Source organism: Pedobacter suwonensis (assembly GCF_044762335.1).
GTDB lineage: Bacteria > Bacteroidota > Bacteroidia > Sphingobacteriales > Sphingobacteriaceae > Pedobacter.
On the sequence record NZ_JBIWEB010000001.1, the window covers coordinates 822,653 to 839,154 of the forward strand.

The window sequence follows — 16,502 nt, forward strand, 5'->3', positions numbered from 1 at the left end:
ATTTTTACTATTTTCGGCCTTTTGAGTTTAACGCAGGAGCAATGCCATTGATGATACTAGATCTGAAGTTTTTTTTCTCTACCATAAGAAAAGCATTTAATTTATTTCAGCAGAATGATCCCTTGCGATTGGCCGGTGCGACTGCATTTTTCACCAATTTTGCTTTACCCCCAATATTGATTATCCTGATCAGGCTTTTCGGCATGTTTACCGATAGGAGGTTACTGGCTACACACCTTTTTGAACGTTTGGCGAATATTCTGGACAATGAAAGCATATTACAGATCCGAAACACCCTAAAAAATATCCGGGGGATTGATCAGGCCTGGTATGTTACCTTGTTTAGTTTTATATTTTTTCTTTTTGTAGCCACCACCCTATTTAATGTGATCAAAAACTCCCTGGAACAAATCTGGAACATTGGTCAGAAAGATAAAAAGGGAATTATTAATACCCTTAAATCGAGAGCCATATCCGTTACCATTATTTTGTTGGCCGGAATATTATTTTTTATAGGCCTGTTGGCTGATAGTGTGCAGGCCTACATAGGTGCTTTCCTTAAAAATGGGGCGCCATCTTTTGGATTAATTTTAACCTCAATTATTAATCAATTGGTTTTTGTATTTATCGTAACCACCTGGTTTACCATACTTTTCAGATATTTAACCAATGGCAGACCTACCTGGCGGGTGGCTATATCAGGAGGCTTGTTAACCGGATGCCTGTTCACCGCCGGAAAGTATATCTTAAGGATTTTATTGCCGCTAAGCAACATCAGTAATATTTACGGGTCGGCGGGATCGATTATTGTAATTATGCTTTTTGTATTCTACTCTTCCCTGATATTCTATTTTGGTGCTTCATTTATTAAAGCATTAAGTGTTGGACGCGCCACCCCTATTGTACCCAAAAATGGGTCGTTCGCCTATGAGCTGACAGAGGTTGGATTGAAAAAGGAACATTAAATACCATTATATAACCAGATTTTGAATCAGTTTATCAAGCAGGCTTTTGAGTTGAATACTTTCTTCTAAGCTAATCCCTAACTGCTCACCAAGTTGAGCGCGTAAAGCTGGTGCTTTTTCTTTCAAAGCTATTCCCTTTTCCGTAAGCGATATAACGATGCTTCTCTCATCCTTTAACGATCTGACACGCGCTACAAGACCAGTTTCCTGCATCCGCTTAAGCAATGGGGTTAAGGTATTCGATTGCAGCATTAATTTCTCTGAAAGCAAGCTTAAGTTAACAGCGTCGTTTTCCCACAATACCATTAAAACCAGGTATTGCGGATAGGTTATACCTAAGGTATCCAGCACAGGCTGGTAACATTTGGTTACTAACCTCGAGGCAGCATACAGCGGAAAACACAACTGGTTTTCCAATTTTAAAGACTCATCTATATCCATCACTTATTTTCTTTAATAATAAAATCTTCGGCTAAGTAAATCATTTTATATGACATACCAATGATCGGACAAATCCGTGATTGCAAAGGATAATTTATTGCATAAAAACTAATATGAGTGACACTAAAATCCGAAGGAAATAAATCTTTCCAAGGTATCGTCATTACAAGAAGGCTTTCCAGCCGACAGCCTGCACAGATCTTCCGGGGAAGCAATCTTTACAGCTACAACTTAATATGAAAGATTCATTTGCCCTTCCTTCTTGTAATGACGAATTTACTATGAATCAGTTATTTAATAGATACAAAGTATCTTCATAAGATCGCTACCTGTACATAAATCAATAACTTATTTTAAACAACCGGCTGGGTCCGGTATTTAAATCACTTCCAGTTTAACATCAATATTGCCACGCGTTGCATTAGAGTACGGACATATTGCATGCGCTTTCTCTACCAATTGCTGTGCCTGTGTAGTTTCTATTCCCGGAATCTGCACTTGCAACGAAACGCCTAATTTGAAGCCACCTTTTTCATCGGGATGTAGCGATACACTTGCTTTAACTGAAGATGGTTGTTCAGGTTTCACTTTATCCTGATGCATCACTAAATTTAATGCACTATCAAAGCAAGAAGCATAACCTGCCGCAAAAAGCTGTTCCGGATTGGTATATTCCCCGCCATTACCACCCAGCTCTTTTGGCATTCTCACTTCAAGTTCCAGAACTCCATTTTCACTTGTTATTTTTCCATTACGTCCGCCGGTTACCGTGGCGCTTGTTTCATACAATGTTTTCATATTTTATTTTTGATTTTAATCGCAAACGATTATATCGCTTACGATACAAATATAAACAACTATTTTAAAAAAGCAAATTATTCCATGAAACCGATATGGGCACTATTGGGGATCGAAGAAAAAAGTATCAGGCATAAAAAAGGTGTTTATTAGACATAAACACCTTCCATCTTTTTAGATTGATTTTTTATAAAATTCTATAACCTAAACCGATTGTAAATAAATTCAGTTTAGTACCTGGATAACCAGCTTTATTAATTTTAGAAAGTCCCAACTCGTAACGGGCATCAAAACTCAGCTTTTTAAGATCTAAACCTGCTCCAAATTGCCAGGCCAGGGCCTGATTTTTAAAGTCAGCACGGAAAACATTTCCTGCCGCCTGACCAAAGCTTTGGTTTTCATCTAATATCAGCGAGAACATGGGTCCCGTGTTTAAACGAAGTCCTACACCAGCTGCACCAAACTTTGTACCTACCAATAAAGGCACATCTAAGCTGGTAAAGCGCACTTTGTTTACATCTCCTGTTGCATCACTTACCAAATCTGCTTTTTTTCCCGACAGGTAAAGCTCAGGTTGAAAATAAACGCCTGCAGCACCTACCCTGGCCCAAAGGCCGCCATAAAAACCAGTACGGTTGTTGCTGTTAAAAGTGTTTTCACTATCAAATTTCGAAAAATTTGCACCAGCTTTAACACCCAGCTGGAACGATGGCAGTACCTGTGCGCTGGCAAATAAGCCAACCAGTAAAAAGGCAACAGTTAATGATAAAAATTTCATATACAATTAAATTTAGCTGGTGGCATTGTTAATGGCTTCCTGTTCTTTTAAAGAATCAATATTATTTTTATCACCAAAGTTTTGCGTTTTACCTGCAAAATAATCTAAAATTCCTGAAATAGTTTCTAAGTTATCAGCTAAGTTCTGATGAATTTCTGGCAAATCTTTTTCCAGACGGCTATCGCCTAATTCAATATTATCTACTTCAATCTTCGCAATTTTCTGAATAAGTGCCTGCTTAGAATTTTGCAAATCTTCCAATTCACGCACGATCTTCTCCATTAATTCAAACTTCTTTAAAGTATTCATAGGTTCTTATTTTAGTTAAACTATTCCTTATAAACCCCTTTGTATAGTTTTTGTTTTATTTCTCGATTTTTTAATCACCGATTTGGAACTAACAAAAATAACTAATAATTTAGTTAAAAATCATCAGTTATGAAAAAACCATTTATGCTATTGGCCTTATTCATTTTAGCTTTAACAAGTTATGCACAGGATGCAAAAACAGTAGATAAGGAGAAGCTCTTCGACCTTTATCAAAACCAACGCTATGCAGATGCAGCACAGTACCTGAAAAATACTTATGGAGATGAAGTAAATGATTTTAAAATCCTAAGCCAAATGGGTTATTGTTTTTTAATGGCTGGCAATAATGCAGAAGCAGAAAAATTTTATATCAAGGCCAATACCTTACAGCCGCAGAACCTACCCATTCTTTTCAGTCTTGGTAACATTAATACTAAAAGAGGCAATACCGAAAAAGCCAAACTTTATTATGGCGAAATTGTAAAGATAGACAGCAGTAATTTCAATGTATATAAACTATTGGCCAATCTGTACAATTCTCCGCAAGATGACTCGCTCAAACTCATCTACCTTTTAAAAGCTAACTTTATTAATCCACTGGAAGGCGATGTTGCCGCCGACCTCGCTGAAATGCATACCAGCTATCAGCAATACGAAAAAGCTTATCAGGTACTCAATATTGCCATTAACGGTGATAGTGATAACCTGGTACTTCAAAGAGCTAAATTGCCTATTGCCAACCAGCTGAAAAAATATGGCGAAGTGATTGCATCAGGTGAAAAATTATTGAAAGATAATGCAGATGCAGGAGTAATAAAGGACACCGCAAAAGCCTATTACTATACCAAAAAGTATCAAAAAGCGATAACGCTTTTTAAACAGCTGGAAGAGATGAAGATGGAGAACGAAGCTACCTTATACTACACATCATTAAGTTACCGGGCTTTAAAAGATTATCAACAGTCAGCACTTTATTCCCAGAAAACCATCGATGCAGCCATCTCGCCCAATACCTCCAGTTATTATGCCTTATTAGGATTAGTTTATGAAGAAAATAAACAATTTGCGCTGGCAGGCGCGGCTTATAAAAAAGGGTTACAATTTAAAGCTACTCCCACATTGTATTATCGCCTGGCCGTATTTTATGACACCAGCTTAAAACAAGGCAAAAATGCGCTCAAATACTATAATCTTTATATAAAAAGCAAGCCCAGTCCAACGGATGATAAAGAAGAGATTAAATTTTCAAAAAGCAGGATTGAACAACTCAAAATGACCAATCAAACCAGATCTTCGAAAACAGGTTTTACGTTATCCCAAAATTCGTCCAGGGCGATTATTCGCGGTTTAAAAAAGGAAATTAATGTTGGCCAATGTTGTTGATTAAAGATGCTCACTCCAGCAATGCTAATAGAAATCTTAGATACCGTTTTACCGAAATCATCGGTTGCGTCTCTAATCCATTCCCATTCCTCGTTCAATGTGTTGGTAAATAAACGTTGAAATTCTTCAAACTGTTCGAAAATAAGATGCCTGATATCGGGATCAGGATGAGAAAGCTGAATGCTGATGAAGGCTTTTTTGCCATCAACATCCATCTTAAAGAAGATGTTCTTCACACCGGTTTTATAGTTCGTCCAGTTTACCGTCGAACCGCTCGCTGATGGCACAGGCTTCATGTATTGCCCAAAACTGATCCAAAACTGTTGACGTAATTTCGCTGATTCCTCTCTACTGTACATTTATTTTTTTAAGCCTAAAGCACCGCCATCTCGACTGGTTGCCATTGACAGACTTCAATATAAAACTCGTCATTGCGAGGAGGTACGACGAAGCAATCTTTCCTGCTCGCGATTCGCGCAAGAAAGATTGCTTCGTCGGCTGAAAAAGCCTTCTCGCAATGACGACCGTTCGCGGCCTGTCAAACGCTGCAATATTAGCGATTAATATTTACTTTCAAAATGGTAACTCCCGGAGCCGATCTCTTCTCTTTTTAGGGCACCAGGCATTACAACGGTTGCGGAGGCATTAGCGGGGACGGTTACGTCCAGCTTAAAGGTCCCATTAGTTAAAGTCCAGGAAGATTTTATCGTTCCATACACCGTTTCCAGTTCTGCTGAGGCACTGGTTAATTTACCTCCAGGTGTGGGCGCAATCAAAATATCTTTATAACCAGGCTTTGTAACAACCGGGTTGATGCCTGCTATGTTTTTATACATCCAATCGCCAATGGCGCCATAAGCATAATGGTTGAAAGAATTCATGTCTGCGGTTTGAAATGAGCCATCCGGTTTAATACCATCCCAACGTTCCCAGATGGTGGTAGCTCCCATTTTAACCGGATATAACCAGGAAGGATAACTTTCCTGCAGCAATAAGTCATAAGCTACGTCTTCATGCCCAAAACGGCTCAGTACATGGCACAGGTATGGGGTACCTAAAAAACCCGTGGTGAGGTGGTTACCGTAATCTTTTACATTATCCACCAATCTTTGCGCAGCCTGTGCACGTAAGTTTTCGGGCAGCATATCGAATTGCAATGCTAAAACATATGCTGTTTGCGTAGCAGAAACCAATTTGCCGCTTGGTGTCATATTTTCTTTGAGGTAAGCCGCTTTAACCTGATCTAAAAGTTCCTGGTACTTCGCTACATCTTCCGTTTTACCTAATACCTTTGCCGCATTAATCAGTAACTGGGTCGAATGTGCATAAAATGTTTGGGCAATCATATACTTATCAGTCACAGCTGCACGACCATCGTTATCATCATTAGGCCGGTAAAATAACCAATCGCCAAAGTGGAAGCCCGTATTCCAGAGGTTATTTTGTGCCACTGAAGAAATATAATCTACCCATTTTTTCATGCTGTTGTACTGTGTTTCCAGTATTCCTTTGTCGCCATATGATACATACATATCCCATGGAACAATGGTGGCTACATCAGCCCATCCGGCAGAACCTGCATCATTCTGTGTCAATACATTTGGTATCACAAAAGGAACACTACCATTGGGGAGCTGATCTGCAGCAACATCTTTTAGCCATTTGGTAAAAAAGCCCGACACATCCATATTATATGCGGCAGTTAAAGCAAACGCCTGGGCATCGCCGGTCCAGCCTAAACGTTCGTCTCTCTGCGGACAATCTGTTGGCACATCAACAAAATTCCCTTTCTGCCCCCAGGTAATATTGTGCTGCAACTGGTTTAGCAAAGGATTGGAGGTACTGAATTTTCCAGTGGTTTTCATGTCTGAATACACCGCTACCGCAGTAAGGTCTTCTAATCTCAGTTCGCCTGGGTATCCATCTACTTTAACATATCTAAAGCCCTGGAAGGAAAAATGCGGTTCGAATGTCTGCTCAGTTCCGTCCTTTAAGATATAATTATGCTGTTGCCTTGCTGTTCTCAGGTTAGTTGTATAAAAATTCCCTTCTTTGGTTAATACTTCAGCATGGCTGATGGAGATTTTTGTCCCTGCCGGGCCTTTCGCTTTCAGCATTACCCAGCCTACTAAATTCTGACCAAAATCAACAACAGTTTCACCTTTGGGTGTTTTAAATATTTTTAAGGCTTTAAATTCTTCATGTTTGGTTACCTGTGGTCCGCTCATTCCAACCAGTTTTTCAGGGCCAAAGGCTAATTCTTGTACCGGCTTCCAGTTCAGGTCTTCTTTAAAACCTGTATTATTCCAGCCTTGGCGTTCCAAACGAGCGTCATAAGTTTCACCATCATAAATATTAGCGGCTAATATGGGTCCGTAACTTGTTTTCCAGGTATTATCTGTTACGATGGTTTCTTTGCTCCCATCAGCAAATTCTACTTCCAGCTGCATTAACAAAGCCCTGGTGCCGCCATAAAATTGCTTCTGATGATTAAATCCGATACGCCCTTTGTACCAGCCATCGCCCAGCGAAACACCAATTACATTGCCACCTGTCTTCAGCGATTGTTTAACATCATAAACCTGATATTGAATATGATCTCTATAACTGGTCCAGCCTGGGGCAAAATACGCATTACCAACCCGATTGCCGTTGATACTCGCCTCATATAAGCCTTTGGCGGTAATGTAAACCAATGCAGATTTTACCCGCTTTTTAAGTTTAATTTCTTTTCTGAACAATGGGCTCGCTAACGAAGTATCTTTTCCGGCTACCGAAATCCATTTCGCCTGCCAATCTTCAGGTTTTAAACCGGTTTGAAAATATTGTACCGGCGACCATGCGGATGTGTTTCCTTGATTATCATTTACCCTAACCTGCCAGTAATATTTGGTTTTCGATGAGAGTTTTGGGCCGTCATAGGCAACCAGCACAGACTGGTCACTGCTTACCCTTGCTTTCCATAAAACTTTACCAATAGTGGCCGTTGTACCCAGCTTGATTTCGTAATTACGCTGTTTGGTATTTTTGATGTCCGAAATTATTTTCCAGCTGAATCTGGGTTTTGGATGATCAACACTTAAAGGATTAATTAAATGCTCTACCGTTAAATCTTTTACCGAAACTTTCTGACTGAAGGTATCCGTTGTAAATAAAAACAACAAGACAAGACTGGTAAAGGGTACAAATAAGTTTTTGTTCATATTGGTTAGCGTTAATTTTCAATCTTAACAATGCGATAATCAGCAATATTTTTAAACTAACCATCCTGCACTGTTATGAAAATAAACGCCGGCACAACGTCAATAAATTGACTGAACAAATTTTAAAAACTGAAAATAAACAGCTACCGATTCATCAACCTGGCCACATACTTACCGATAATATCAAACTCCAAATTTACCGTATCGCCTACATAAACTTCCTGTAAATTGGTATGTTCGAAAGTATAAGGGATGATAAATACCGAAAATTCGTCATCAGCTGAATTTACAACAGTTAAGCTGATCCCGTTTACACAGGCTGAACCTTTTTCTACAGTTACATTTCCGGCGCCGGCATCATATTTAAAACGGTACTCCCAGCTGCCATCAAGTTCTTCGCGTTTCACACAAACCGCAGTCTGGTCTACGTGGCCCTGAACAATATGACCATCTAAACGGGCATTCATCTGCATACACCGCTCAAGGTTCACTTTACTACCCACTTTCAAGCCACCTAAATTGGTTTTGTTAAGGGTTTCATCAATTGCGGTAACCGTATGCGTTCCATCATGTAAAGCCACAACGGTTAAACATACCCCGTTATGGGCTACGCTCTGGTCGATTTTCAGTTCATGGCTAATTGCCGATGATATGGTAAAGTGGATATTAGTATGATCGTTTTTAATGGCAGTAACCTCGCCAAGTGTTTCTATAATTCCTGTGAACATTTTATAATTTATTTAAAGTCCGTCATTCCCGCGCAACTGTTCGTCCTCGACTGGAGCGCAGCGGAATGGAGAGATCTACCCAGATAAATTCTCCACTGCATTACACTTTACTGCCATTGACATATTACAATAACAAGGGTCGTCATTGCCAGGTACTAAGCAATCTTAATGCGTTCGCTACTAGCTAGAGTTGTAAGATTGCTTCGTCGGCTGAAAAAGTCTTCCCGCAATGAAGATTCGTCTATTTAATATTTTAATCTATTTTTTCTCCAATCGGAGCTATTTTTAACTCCATTACTTCCTAACTTCAACTCTTTTTCAGCAAACAGTTTTGCAGCAATTACAGCGGCAATCAGTGCTTCTGTTTCATCCTGCTTTTTTAAACTTTCTGCTTTAAAGTATTTACCTACAAAGTGTGTGTCAAAATTACCTGTTCTGAAAGCCTCGTGTTGCATTACAAATTTACCAAAACCCAAAGTAGTCTCTATCCCGGTAATATCATATTCTTCAATAGCCCTAATCATCCGCTCCATTGCTTCTCCTCTATCTTTCCCGTAAGTAACCAGTTTGGCAATCATCGGATCATAATAAATAGGGATTTCCATTCCCTGCTCAAAGCCATCATCTACCCTTACCCCGTTACCTTGGGGTGTTTTATAAGTTTGCAAAGTTCCGATATCAGGAAGGAAATTATTGGCCGGATCTTCTGCATAAACCCTCAGTTCGATGGCATGTCCGCTGATTTTTAAATCAACCTGACTAAAACTCAATTTTTCTCCTGAAGCAATTTTGATCTGCTCTTTTACCAGATCTATGCCTGTGATCAGCTCGGTTACCGGATGTTCTACCTGCAAGCGGGTATTCATTTCGAGGAAAAAGAAGTCGAGGTTTTCATCAAGAATAAATTCGACTGTGCCCGCTCCGGTATAATTTACAGAACGGGCAACATCTACCGCACATTGCCCCATTTTTTGCCTGATTTCTTCAGTTAACACAGATGAGGGGGCTTCTTCTACTACCTTCTGGTGTCGGCGTTGCACAGAACACTCACGCTCAAACAGATGAACGATGTTACCATGGCTATCGCCTAAAACCTGTATTTCAATGTGCCTCGGAGAGGTAACATAACGTTCGATAAAAACTGCGCCATCGCCAAATGCCGAAGTAGCTTCGCTTACAGCAAGCTGCATCTGTTCTTCAAAATCTTCAGCCCGCTCCACAATGCGCATTCCCTTACCGCCGCCTCCTGCAGCTGCTTTGATTAAGATCGGAAAACCAACTTCAATGGCACGTTGCTTTGCCTCATCTACATCCTGAACGGCCTCTTCCGTTCCGGGAACCATAGGGATATTATACTTTAATGCTGCGGCTTTTGCAGCTAATTTGTTGCCCATGGTTTCCATAGCCTGCGGCGAAGGACCAACCAGAATAAGGCCGGCATCAGCAACCATTTGTGCAAAATTGGCATTTTCTGATAAAAACCCATAACCCGGGTGGATGGCCTCAGCGCCGGTTAGCTTACAGGCGTCTATAATCTTTTCCCCCACCAAATAACTCTGGTTAGATGGCGCAGGGCCAATACATACGGCCTCATCGGCATAACGCACATGCAGCGCATTCCGGTCTGCCTCAGAATAAACAGCTACTGTTTTAACTCCTATTTCCTTTGCCGAACGCATAATACGCAAAGCGATTTCGCCACGGTTAGCGATTAGAAGTTTGGAGATTGGGGTTTGAACTTTGGAGTTTTCTGGCATTTTGGTTAGCATTTCATTAGACATATTGACTCAGGACTGAATACTTGCAACTTAGGACTCTATCTAAGACAAATGTAATATTATTTCAATTGCCTGATCAATCATTTCCGGAGTCAGATCAAGGTGAGTTACCAAACGGATGGTACTGGCGCTGGTGGTATTGCAATACAACCCTTTTTCTTTTAATTGGTGTACAACCTTCTCTGCCGATCCCTTTCCGACTTCAAAAATAACGATATTGGTTTCAACAGGCATTACCGATTTTACATATTTTGCGCCAGCCAGTGCATTGGCCAGGGCCTGCGCATGTGCATGATCCTCTTTTAACCGTGTTACATGATGATCGAGTGCATAAATACCTGCCGCCGCTAAAAAACCCGCCTGGCGCATGCCACCACCAAAAGCCTTCCTGATTTTTCGCGCTTTATGGATCATTTGTTTAGTACCTAACAACACCGAACCCACTGGTGCACCGAGTCCTTTAGATAAACAAACTGAAATCCCGTCAAAATATTTACCGTATTCGCTGGCCTGATCGCCGGTAGCCATGAGTGCGTTAAAAACACGAGCACCATCCAAATGTAGCTTTAATCCTTTTATGTTACAGAGGTGATGAATGGGTGCAATTTGCGATAAGGTATAACAACTTCCGCCGCCTTTATTTACTGTATTTTCCAAAACAACCAAACTGGATGTAGGATAATGGATATTGTCTTCATTAATTTCAGGCTCGATCAGCTCCGGCGTCAGAATTCCACGTTCACCGTGAAGTAGCCTGACCGATGCGCCAGAGTGAAAAGCAATGCCTCCGATTTCATAGCGGTAAACATGTGCAGTCTGATCACAAATGACCTCGTCCATCGGCTGTGTAAAACACTTGATGGCAATCTGGTTGGTCATCGTTCCGGATGGGCAGAAAAGTCCGGCTTCCATATTAAAAATCGAAGCTAATTTCGTCTCCAAAGCATGCACCGTTTCATCTTCACCAAAAACGTCATCGCCTACTTTTGCATTCATCATGGCATCCAACATTCCGGCAGTTGGCCTGGTCACCGTATCACTCCTAAAATCTAAAAATCGCTTGTTCATCTGGCTATTTTCTTGTAAAATATTGTTGACGTTAAAAAAAAGACCACTGCCCTTTCTGGTATAATTTTAAGGTTTTTCGGCGATTAAACGCCTTATATAGTGTATTTTTTACACACTTAATTTTCAGTAACAACAAATTGTTAAAAATTTATTAAAAAAAAGGATACAAAATATAAGACTTTTTATACTTTTATCGTGCTAAAACCAAAAATAAATAAAAATGATAGTAATTGCAGACGGCGGATCTACCAAAACAAATTGGTGTTTGATTAACGAGGCCGGCAGAAAAATTTACTTTAACACCGAAGGTTACAATCCATATTTTTCAAAAGGAGAGTACATTGTAAAGTCTTTGAATGAGACTCTTCCAGACCACTTGGAAAGAGAAAAATTGACAGCGGTTTATTACTACGGTGCCGGTTGTTCTACACCTGCAAATGTTAAGATAGTATCCGATGCCATGCAACAGATTTTCACCAATGCAAATATCTTTGTGGGCCATGATTTACTTGCTTCCTGCAGAGCATTGCTTGGAAATGAACCAGGATTTGCCGCTATTTTAGGCACAGGTACAAATTCATGCCTTTACGATGGAACTGAAATTACCATGAACATCGATTCTCTGGGTTACTTCCTTGGCGATGAGGGTAGTGGTTCTTATATTGGTAAACGCATTTTAAGCGATTACATGAAAGGTTATATGCCAAAAGGATTACGTGAAGCTTTTTATGATAATTACGCCTTAACCAACGAAGACATTTTCGATAATATTTACAATAAGCCGTTGCCAAACCGTTTCTGCGCAAGCTTTAGTAAATTTTTATACGATTTTAAAGATAACTATGAAGATTATGCTTTCAGCACGATCGATTATGCATTTACCGCATTTTTTGAAGCTTTGGTTATCCACTATCCAAACTATAAAGACCACAAATTAAATTGTGTGGGTTCAGTAGGTTATAGTTTCCGAGATATTTTAAGTATTGTAGCCGACCGTTACGAAATGGGTGTAGGAAAAATTATCCGTTCGCCTATAGATGACCTGGTACATTACCACTTGGAGTTGGCACCTAAGGCTTAGTTTTCAGTTGGGAGTTTGCAGTTTGGAGTTAACAGTTACAGAAAGCAGAGAAAACAAAAAAAATCCCGGTTTGAAATTCAACCCGGGATTTTTCTATTTATAATAGACGATGCTGTTTTCGTTTTTATCTTTTAGCACTCTTCCACCTCAAATCTCACCTCTCAAATCTTAATCCGCTAGAACGAAATTTCCTTGCCAAAAAGTTTTGCATATTTCCGCTTATCAAAACGGTATAGGGTAGCTGCACGATAGGAAACTCCTTTTTGTTTTTCATCAAGTTCTTTGAGCACACCAAAGCTTACAATTTTCTTTCTAAAATTCCTTTTATCAAGTTTTTTACCCAGCACCAGTTCGTAAACGTGCTGCAATTGTGTTAAGGTGAATTTCTCTGGCAAGAGTTCAAACGCAATAGGTTGGTGTTTGATCCGCCGTTTTATTTTTTCTAATCCTTTATCGTAAATTTTCTGGTGATCAAAAGCTAATTTGGGCAAATCGGTAATCGGCAGCCAATTGGCCCGCTTGGCATAAGTGCTGATCGGGCGTAATTCTTTGTCTCCGCCCAAACGGATCAAGGCATAGTAGGCCAAAGTGATTACCCGCCCTTGCGGGTGCCTGTTCGGATCACCAAAAGCATAATACTGCTCCATATAAATACCACGCAAACCGGTAAGTTCATACAAAATCCTGGAGGCTGATTGATCTAAACTTTCATCAGGACCAACAATATTACCGGGCAATGCCCACCAATCTTTAAACGGTTCTTCATTCCTTTCGATTAGCAGGATTTTTAATTCCTTACCATCAAATCCGAACAAAACGCAATCTATCGAGAATACGGAATCTAAATGAGGTAAAATTTGTTCCAAAGTAAAAATTAGTTATTTTAAGCAGATAAAGGTATAACTTTCAATATTAAGTAAAAAAAATAAAATAAATTACTTAGTGTAAAAAATACACACTATATTCGTATTATAAAGATGAAGCCAAATATAAAAAATATAGCTGTACTAACTTCTGGAGGCGATGCCCCTGGGATGAATGCAGCAATCAGAGCTGTTGTTCGTACCGGAATTTACCACGGCATTAACATGTTTGGGGTAATGCAAGGTTACCAGGGTTTAATAACCGACAACATAAAACCAATGGATGCCCGTTCTGTAAGTAATATTTTACACCTGGGTGGTACGATTTTAAAAACTGCACGTTGTTTAGAATTTAAAACAGACGAAGGCCAGCAAATTGCCTACAACAATTTAAAGAAAAATGACATTGATGGCCTGGTGGTTATTGGTGGAGACGGAACATTTACCGGAGCTAAACGTTTTTCAGAAACTTTTGGGGTTAAGGTAATTGGTATACCGGGAACAATTGATAACGATTTAGTAGGATCTGACTTTACGTTGGGTTATGATACTGCTATTAATACCGTAATTGAAGCAATTGACAAAATCAGGGATACTGCCGATGCACATGACCGTTTGTTTTTTATAGAGGTAATGGGCCGTGATTCCGGCTGTATTGCCCTAAGAAGTTCGATTGCGAGTGGTGCCGAAGCGGTATTATTGCCGGAAAGAGAAACCAGTGTTCATGAATTAATTGATAAACTGGCTGTAGGTGCGGCAACAAAAAAATCATCGAGCATTGTCATCGTAGCTGAAGGCCATAAACAAGGCGGTGCTTACGATATTGCCAAAAAGGTAAAAGAAACCTTTGATCATTACGACACCAAAGTAACCATTCTGGGTCACCTTCAAAGAGGCGGAAGCCCCAGCAGTTTCGACAGAATTTTGGGCAGTCGTTTAGGTTTTGCGGCAGTAAATGCGTTAATTGCAGGCGAAACGGAGCAAATGGTAGGTTTAAAAGGAAATGAGATAAAATTAACCAGTATAAGAGAGGCCTTAACGGCTCATTCTTTTAAACTCGAACCCGATTTAATGGAAATGACAGAGGTACTTTCAATATAATATGGTAGCAGTTGTTTATAGCGGATCGAAAACAGCATTTTGGAAAATAACCCGAAATGGACAGGTAGTAGCCCATTGCAATACTACAGGCTTAAACCCCTGCTTTGTTGATCCGAAAACAATTTTACAGATACTAAATAAAAAGGTCGTCCTCGTTAACCATGCAGAAAATATCAAAAAAATCTATTTTTTTGCAGCCGGGGCATCATCATCAGATAGAAAAGAAGTACTGGCCAAAACCCTGGCGTCATTTTTCAGATACAGCAAAATTGTAGTCGAAAATGATTTATTCGGTGCAGCTAAAGCCGCCTGTTATAATCAGCCGGGTATTGTTGGTATGCTGGGCAGCGGTGCACATTGCGCCTATTTCGATGGAAAAAAACCACTGAATAACAATTTTGGCTTAGGCTATATCCTGGGAGATGAAGGCTCATCCAATTATTTCGGAAAAATACTCCTGAAAGAATTTTTAAGCAAGAAAATGCCAAAGGATATTGAAGCAAAATTTACGCTGACCTACAATCTGGATCGTCCTCAGATCTTAGAACGTATTTATAATAAGCCGCAGGCCAATATATTTCTGACTTCGTTTTTCGATTTTATTACCCATAACACTAAACATGAGTATATCTGTAAATTGATTGACGAGGGTTTTGAAAAATATTTCGAAATATATATTTTACCTACATGGCTGAAACATAAAGATAGTGAACTGCATATTGTAGGCAAGGTAGCTGCCGAACTTGAAGACCGGTTAAGGTTGGCGGCCAGCAAGTATGACCTAAACATTAAAAGCATCATTAAAGAACCAATACAAAATTTATTAAAACATTACATTAATTAACAAACAATGAGCAAAATTGGAATAAACGGCTTTGGCCGTATTGGCAGACTGGTTTTCAGAGCCGCATTAAAAAGAGGATTGGATATTGTAGCGATTAACGATTTGATCGAGCCTGATTATATGGCATACATGTTAAAATATGATACTACACATGGCAAATTTGATGGCACTATTGATGTTGTTGACGGCAACTTAGTTGTTAACGGTAAAACCATCCGCGTAACTGCAGAAAGAAATCCTGCTGATTTAAAATGGGATGCTGTAGGTGTTGAAGTCGTAATCGAATCAACAGGCTTATTCTTAACCCGCGTTGACGCTGAAAAACACATTGCTGCAGGTGCCAAAAAAGTAGTTTTCTCAGCTCCAGCTAAAGATAGCGACATCCCTACTTATGTAATGGGTGTTAACCACGATAAGTTAACTGCAGATCAAACGATTGTTTCTAACGCATCTTGTACTACAAACTGTTTAGCACCAATTGCTAAAGTTTTAAACGATAACTTTGGTATTGTTGAAGGTTTAATGAGTACGATCCACGCGGTAACAGCAACTCAAAAAACAGTTGATGGTCCTTCTGCTAAAGACTGGAGAGGTGGACGTGGTGGTTTTTCTAACATCATCCCTTCTTCTACCGGTGCTGCTAAAGCAGTAGGCATGGTATTACCTGAGTTAAAAGGTAAATTAACAGGTATGTCTTTCCGCGTTCCTGTTGCCGATGTTTCAGTAGTAGATTTAACTGCGCGTTTAGAAAAACCAGCTACTTACGAGCAAATTAAAGCCGCTATGAAAGCAGCTTCTGAAGGTGAATTAAAAGGTGTATTGGCTTATACTGAAGACGAGGTTGTTTCTTCTGACTTTATTGGCGATGACCACGCTTCGATTTTTGATGCTAAAGCTGGTATTTCATTAAATGACAACTTCGTTAAAGTGGTATCTTGGTACGATAACGAATGGGGTTACTCTTCTGCACTAGCTAAATTTGTAGAATACTACGCTAGTTTATAACAAAAAAAATTGCTTTAAGCAATTTCAACATCATAAAAGGCAACATTAATTAAATAATGTTGCCTTTTTTATTTTGAAAGTAAGTTTCACCAATAAAAGTGCGTCCTGAAAACATACAAAAAAATTTAATTAGCAAAAAAAGCAGCTTATTATTTCA

16 protein-coding genes are annotated in these 16,502 nt (G+C 39.6%); 6 read left to right on the forward strand and 10 right to left on the reverse strand.

Annotation, left to right across the window (positions count from 1 at the left end):
* Positions 1-41 precede the first annotated feature (41 nt).
* Positions 42-965: a YihY/virulence factor BrkB family protein gene (locus ACIQXP_RS03545; protein ID WP_293741820.1), complete on the forward strand. Its 924-nt coding sequence runs from the start codon at positions 42-44 to the stop codon at positions 963-965.
* Between the two features lie 6 nt (positions 966-971).
* Here ACIQXP_RS03545 and ACIQXP_RS03550 read toward each other — a convergent pair whose 3' ends face one another.
* From ACIQXP_RS03550 to ACIQXP_RS03565, 4 genes are all read right to left on the reverse strand, one after another.
* Complete coding sequence (locus ACIQXP_RS03550) at positions 972-1,406, reverse strand: MarR family winged helix-turn-helix transcriptional regulator (protein WP_293741821.1); 435 nt, start codon at positions 1,404-1,406, stop codon at positions 972-974.
* 378 nt (positions 1,407-1,784) lie between these two features.
* Complete coding sequence (locus tag ACIQXP_RS03555; protein WP_293741822.1) at positions 1,785-2,204, reverse strand: organic hydroperoxide resistance protein; 420 nt, start codon at positions 2,202-2,204, stop codon at positions 1,785-1,787.
* Positions 2,205-2,391: 187 nt separating this feature from the next.
* Positions 2,392-2,982, reverse strand: a complete 591-nt coding sequence (locus ACIQXP_RS03560) for a porin family protein (protein WP_387504023.1) — start codon at positions 2,980-2,982, stop codon at positions 2,392-2,394.
* Between the two features lie 12 nt (positions 2,983-2,994).
* Positions 2,995-3,291, reverse strand: coding sequence for a hypothetical protein (locus tag ACIQXP_RS03565; protein ID WP_293741823.1), 297 nt, complete (start codon positions 3,289-3,291; stop codon positions 2,995-2,997).
* Between the two features lie 129 nt (positions 3,292-3,420).
* Here ACIQXP_RS03565 and ACIQXP_RS03570 point away from each other — a divergent pair, with 129 nt between their 5' ends.
* Positions 3,421-4,674 carry a tetratricopeptide repeat protein gene (locus tag ACIQXP_RS03570; protein ID WP_387504022.1) on the forward strand — a complete coding sequence of 418 codons (1,254 nt, stop codon included), beginning with the start codon at positions 3,421-3,423 and terminating at the stop codon, positions 4,672-4,674.
* Here the strand turns inward: ACIQXP_RS03570 and ACIQXP_RS03575 are convergent.
* The 5 genes from ACIQXP_RS03575 to ACIQXP_RS03595 form a co-directional block, all read right to left on the reverse strand.
* Complete coding sequence (locus ACIQXP_RS03575) at positions 4,572-5,033, reverse strand: DUF4268 domain-containing protein (RefSeq protein ID WP_293741825.1); 462 nt, start codon at positions 5,031-5,033, stop codon at positions 4,572-4,574. The genes ACIQXP_RS03570 and ACIQXP_RS03575 overlap by 103 nt on opposite strands.
* Before the next feature lie 201 nt (positions 5,034-5,234).
* A complete protein-coding gene (locus tag ACIQXP_RS03580) occupies positions 5,235-7,877 on the reverse strand; it encodes a family 78 glycoside hydrolase catalytic domain (protein WP_387504021.1) in 2,643 nt (880 codons plus the stop codon).
* A gap of 143 nt (positions 7,878-8,020) precedes the next feature.
* A complete protein-coding gene (locus tag ACIQXP_RS03585) occupies positions 8,021-8,605 on the reverse strand; it encodes a riboflavin synthase (RefSeq protein ID WP_145856338.1) in 585 nt (194 codons plus the stop codon).
* A 245-nt stretch (positions 8,606-8,850) separates the two neighbouring features.
* Complete coding sequence (gene accC, locus ACIQXP_RS03590; protein ID WP_293741827.1) at positions 8,851-10,362, reverse strand: acetyl-CoA carboxylase biotin carboxylase subunit; 1,512 nt, start codon at positions 10,360-10,362, stop codon at positions 8,851-8,853.
* 63 nt (positions 10,363-10,425) lie between these two features.
* On the reverse strand, positions 10,426-11,451 hold the full coding sequence (locus ACIQXP_RS03595; RefSeq protein ID WP_293741828.1) for a threonine aldolase family protein: 1,026 nt from the start codon (positions 11,449-11,451) through the stop codon (positions 10,426-10,428).
* Between the two features lie 220 nt (positions 11,452-11,671).
* On the opposite strand from ACIQXP_RS03595, the gene ACIQXP_RS03600 reads away from it, so the two are divergent.
* Positions 11,672-12,532: an N-acetylglucosamine kinase gene (locus tag ACIQXP_RS03600; protein ID WP_090982560.1), complete on the forward strand. Its 861-nt coding sequence runs from the start codon at positions 11,672-11,674 to the stop codon at positions 12,530-12,532.
* 176 nt (positions 12,533-12,708) lie between these two features.
* Here the strand turns inward: ACIQXP_RS03600 and ACIQXP_RS03605 are convergent, their stop codons facing one another.
* Positions 12,709-13,398, reverse strand: a complete 690-nt coding sequence (locus tag ACIQXP_RS03605) for an NUDIX hydrolase (protein ID WP_090982558.1) — start codon at positions 13,396-13,398, stop codon at positions 12,709-12,711.
* Between the two features lie 111 nt (positions 13,399-13,509).
* On the opposite strand from ACIQXP_RS03605, the gene pfkA reads away from it, so the two are divergent.
* The 3 genes from pfkA to gap are packed head-to-tail and all read left to right on the forward strand — an operon-like array spanning position 13,510 to position 16,345.
* Positions 13,510-14,496, forward strand: a complete 987-nt coding sequence (gene pfkA, locus ACIQXP_RS03610) for a 6-phosphofructokinase (protein ID WP_090982556.1) — start codon at positions 13,510-13,512, stop codon at positions 14,494-14,496.
* 1 nt (position 14,497) lies between these two features.
* Complete coding sequence (locus tag ACIQXP_RS03615) at positions 14,498-15,340, forward strand: hypothetical protein (protein ID WP_293741829.1); 843 nt, start codon at positions 14,498-14,500, stop codon at positions 15,338-15,340.
* Positions 15,341-15,346: 6 nt separating this feature from the next.
* Positions 15,347-16,345, forward strand: coding sequence for a type I glyceraldehyde-3-phosphate dehydrogenase (gene gap / locus ACIQXP_RS03620; RefSeq protein WP_090982552.1), 999 nt, complete (start codon positions 15,347-15,349; stop codon positions 16,343-16,345).
* Positions 16,346-16,502 lie beyond the last annotated feature (157 nt).